This window comes from Streptomyces alkaliphilus (assembly GCF_014141535.1).
Classification (GTDB): Bacteria; Actinomycetota; Actinomycetes; order Streptomycetales; family Streptomycetaceae; genus Streptomyces; species Streptomyces alkaliphilus.
The window spans coordinates 1-4,234 of sequence record NZ_VKHT01000430.1; the positions used below are offsets into that span (position 1 = coordinate 1).

Annotated in this window: 3 protein-coding genes; all 3 read left to right on the top strand. The window is 72.7% G+C overall.

Annotated features, from left to right (window positions below; genetic code table 11):
* The first annotated feature begins 63 nt into the window (after positions 1-63).
* The 3 genes from FNQ90_RS14370 (at position 64) to ccsB (ending at position 4,095) form a co-directional block, all read left to right on the top strand.
* Entirely contained in the window at positions 64-831 is a 768-nt protein-coding gene (locus FNQ90_RS14370; RefSeq protein ID WP_182606749.1) for a cytochrome c biogenesis CcdA family protein, read from the top strand.
* Positions 832-950: 119 nt separating this feature from the next.
* Entirely contained in the window at positions 951-2,957 is a 2,007-nt protein-coding gene (locus tag FNQ90_RS14375; RefSeq protein WP_182606750.1) for a cytochrome c biogenesis protein ResB, read from the top strand.
* On the top strand, positions 2,950-4,095 hold the full coding sequence (gene ccsB, locus FNQ90_RS14380; RefSeq protein ID WP_182606751.1) for a c-type cytochrome biogenesis protein CcsB: 1,146 nt from the start codon (positions 2,950-2,952) through the stop codon (positions 4,093-4,095). Before FNQ90_RS14375 ends, ccsB begins: the two co-directional genes overlap by 8 nt.
* The last annotated feature ends 139 nt before the right edge of the window (positions 4,096-4,234 follow it).

The window sequence follows — 4,234 nt, forward strand, 5'->3', positions numbered from 1 at the left end:
GGAGATGTGTATACGAGACAGGCCCCCGCCCCGACGAAGGACACGAAGGACACCAGGCCCACCATGACGGAACTGCTCGCGGCCTACACCGGGACCAACGAGACCGTTCTCGACGGCGCCCTGGTCCTGGCGATCCCGGTGGCCGTCCTCGGCGGGCTGGTCTCCTTCTTCTCCCCCTGCGTGCTGCCCCTGGTCCCCGGCTACCTCAGCTACGTGACCGGTGTGGGCGGCGCGGACCTGGGCGAGGCACGGCGCGGTCGGATGCTGCTCGGCTCGCTGCTGTTCGTGCTCGGCTTCTCGGCGGTGTTCATCTCCACCGGGGCGCTCTTCGGCGGTGTCGGGAACGTCCTGCAGGAACACCGCGAGTTCCTGACCAGGGTCTTCGGGGTCCTGACCATTCTGCTGGGCCTGCTCTTCATGGGGCTGGTGCCCCGGATGGGACAGCGCGAGTTCCGCTTCCACACCCGGCCCACCGCCGGGCTGGCCGGTGCGCCGATGCTGGGCGTGGTCTTCGGCATCGGCTGGACGCCGTGCATCGGGCCGACCCTGGCCTCGGTGAACTTCCTGGCCTTCAACGAGGCCACCGCCGGGCGCGGGGCGTTGTTGACGGCGGCGTACTGTCTGGGAATGGGTCTGCCGTTCATCCTCGCGGCGCTGGCCTTCCGACGGACGCTGGGCGCCTTCTCCGTGGTCAAGCGGCACTACGCGCTGGTGATGCGGATCGGTGGCGTGATGATGATCCTCACCGGTCTGCTGCTGGTCACCGGGGTGTGGGACCGCATCGTGTACCAGCTGACGGTGTGGTCCGCCGGCTTCACGGTGGGGATCTGAGATGGGTTCCCCCGCCACGACCGGGCCTCCCCCGAACCCGCCGGATCCCCGCCCACCGGGCGGACACCGCGCGGGAACGGACACGGAGACGGAGCGAGAGACAGCGATCGGTGGGCACCATGGGTGAGCACAGGGACACGGGTACGACGATCGAGCGGCCCCCCGGGACCGGGGCGACCGGGTACGCCCCCGACGACTTCCCCGGGTCCGCCGCCGGGCCCGAGGGCCGGCTCGGCCCCGGTGAGGAGGACCCCGGTGGCCCCGGGGGCTCCGGTGGGTCGGGCGACGGCCCGGGGGGCCCGGACGGCCCCGCCGGCTCCGGCTCCTTCGGCGGGGCCCGTGAGCCGGGCGCGCGCGGCGCGCTGGCCTGGCTGGGCCGCGAACTCCTCGGCTGGGGTCGCTGGTACTGGCGTCAGCTCACCTCGATGCGCACCGCGCTGATCCTGCTCTTCCTCCTCGCACTGGCCTCCATCCCGGGCTCGCTCATCCCGCAGGAGACCGGCAACCCGGCGGTGCTCGCCGACTTCCGGGCCCGTCACGGGGCACTGGCGGACGTCTACGAGCGGCTCCAGTTGTTCAGCGTGTACTCGTCGGTGTGGTTCTCGGCGATCTACATCCTGCTGTTCGTCTCGCTGATCGGCTGCATCGTCCCCCGCACGTGGCAGTTCGTGGGTCAGCTGCGCTCCCGGCCGCCGCGCGCCCCCCGCCGGCTGGACCGGATGCCCGCCTCGGTCCACTGGCGGACCGACGCCGAGCCGGCGGTGGTGCTGGAGGCCGCGCACGGCGAGCTGCGCCGCCGCCGCTTCCGCACCGCCCGCGACGGGGACGGCACGGGCACCGGCGCCCGCCCGGCGGCCGTGGCGGCCGAGAAGGGCTACCTGCGCGAGGCGGGGAACCTGCTCTTCCACATCGCGCTGGTCGTCATGCTCATCGCCTTCGCCGCCGGCCAGCTCTACCGCTCGGAGGGCGGCAAGCTGGTCGTCGTCGGCAGCGGCTTCACCAACACGCTCACCCAGTACGACGACTTCGGGTCGGGCGCGCTGTTCGACATCGGGGAACTGGAGCGGTTCCGCTTCGACCTGAACGAGTTCCACGCCCGCTTCGCCCGCGAGGGCCCCGACCTGGGCACCCCCCGCGAGTTCCGGGCCGACGTCACCTACTGGCGGGACGGCGACACCGAGGGCACCGACGCGGCCATCGAGGTCAACCACCCGCTGACGATCGGCGACGCCAAGATCTACCTGATCGGCCACGGCTTCGCGCCGGTGGTCACCGTCACCGACGGTCAGGGGGAGGTCGCCTTCACCGGCCCGGTGCCGTTCCTGCCGCAGGACATGGCGGGCACGGCGACCGGCGTCATCAAGGTGACCGACTACCTCGACGAGAACGGCGAGCCCGATCAGCTCGGCTTCCAGGGCATCTTCAGCCCGACCTACCGGATCACCGAGGACCGGGGGCCGCACTCCAGCTTCCCCGAGCCCGATCACCCTGTGCTCACCCTCACCGCGTACCGGGGCAACCTGGGGCTCAACTCGGGCATCCCGCAGAACGTCTACCAGCTGGACACCAGCCGGATGGAACAGTTCCTCGACCCCACCGGCGAGCCGCGCCGCATCAGCATGGAGCCCGGTGACACCTGGGCGCTGCCCGAGGGCAAGGGGGAGCTGACCTTCGAGGGCTTCGAGCGCTGGGCCAGCTTCCAGATCTCCACCCCCGCCGCCAACGGCTGGGCGCTGGCCGGCTCCGTGGGCGCCGTGCTGGGCCTGGCGGCCTCGCTGCTCATCCAGCGGCGCCGGGTCTGGGTGCGGGCCACGGCCGGACCGGACGGCCGCACCCTGGTGGAGATGGGCTCGCTGGGACGCACCGAGTCCGCCCGGATCCCGGAGGAGCTGGGCGAACTGGCCGCGGTGCTGAGCCGGCAGGCCCCACCGCTGCCCGAGGGCGGGGATCCCGAGGGCGCCGCGGCCGGTCCCGAGGGCCCCGCCGGCGGTGACGCCGGTGACGCCGAACCCACCCAAGACCTTCCCGACGGTCCGTCCGCCCCCCGGGCGGACGCCGCCGGGGACCCCGGCTCCGGGGGAGCCGAACCCACCCAGGACCGGAAGGAGAAGTCCCGCGATGCTTGACGCCGACGCCGGGCTCGCCGATTACGGCAAGCTGCTCGTCTACTCCGCGATGGCCGTGTACGTGCTGGCGTTCCTGGCCTACATCGCCGAGTGGGCCTTCGGCAGCCGCAGCCGTGTCGCCCGCACCGCCGCGGCCCTCACCCCGACCACCGCCGGGAAGGGCGACGCCGAGGGAGGCGGGAGGGCGGCCGCAGGAGCCGTGCCCGCGGTCACCGTCCGCAAGGGCGGTGCCACCTCCGTCCTGGAGCGCCCCGACACCGGCCGGAGGACCGGCGGGGACGGCCCGACCGTCGTCACCCGCTCCGGCGCGGTCGGCCGCGACGACGTGCCCGACGGTCCCGGTGCCGCCGCCGGTGACGAACGGGGCGACCTGTACGGCCGGATCGCCGTCTCGCTGACCGTGCTGGCCTTCGTGCTGCACCTCGGCGGCGTGGTGCTCCGCGCGGTCGCCGTGCAGCGGGCCCCGTGGGCCAACATGTACGAGTTCTCCACCACCTTCTCGATGGTGGCGGTGGGCGCGTTCCTCGCCTTCATGCTGGCCGGTCGCAACGTCGGCTGGCTGGGTCTGCCGCTGGTGACCACGGTCCTGCTCGACCTGGGCCTGGCCGTCACCGTCCTGTACACCGAGAGCGACCAGCTGCCGCCCGCCCTGCAATCGGTGTGGATGTGGATCCACGTGTCGCTGGCGATCGTCTGCGGCGCGATGTTCTACCTGGGCGCGGTGGCCACCGTCGCGTTCCTTTTCCGGGATCGCTACGAGAGCAAACTCCTGGCCGGCGGTACGCCCGGCCGGGTCACGACCTCGGTGCTGGAACGGCTGCCCTCCTCGGTGAGCCTGGACCGCTTCGCCTACCGGATCAACGCCGTGGTCTTCCCGCTGTGGACCTTCACGATCATCGCGGGGGCGATCTGGGCCGAGAACGCCTGGGGTCGGTACTGGGGCTGGGACCCCAAGGAGGTGTGGTCGTTCATCACCTGGCTCGGCTACGCCGCCTACCTGCACGCCCGGTCCACCGCCGGCTGGCGCGGGCGGAAAGCCGCCTACCTGGCGATCTTCGCCTTCCTGTGCTTCCTGTTCAACTACTACGGCGTCAACATGTTCGTCGACAGCCTGCACTCCTACGCCGGCGTGGACTGAGCCCGTCGCCGTCCTCGAAGCCGTCGCCGGAGCGGCGCCGCCCCGGTCCCCGCGTCGTGCGGGGGCCGGGGCGGCGCGCGTGCGGGATCCGGCCCGGCCCCGCCCGGGTCGCGCGATCACCCGGGGCCGGGGCCGGGTT

Excerpts from the sequence above, each read along its gene's own strand:
- FNQ90_RS14375 (WP_182606750.1), top strand. The coding sequence starts at position 951 with ATGGGTGAGCACAGGGACACGGGTACGACGATCGAGCGGCCCCCCGGG.
- ccsB (WP_182606751.1), top strand. The coding sequence starts at position 2,950 with ATGCTTGACGCCGACGCCGGGCTCGCCGATTACGGCAAGCTGCTCGTC.
- FNQ90_RS14370 (WP_182606749.1), top strand. The coding sequence starts at position 64 with ATGACGGAACTGCTCGCGGCCTACACCGGGACCAACGAGACCGTTCTC.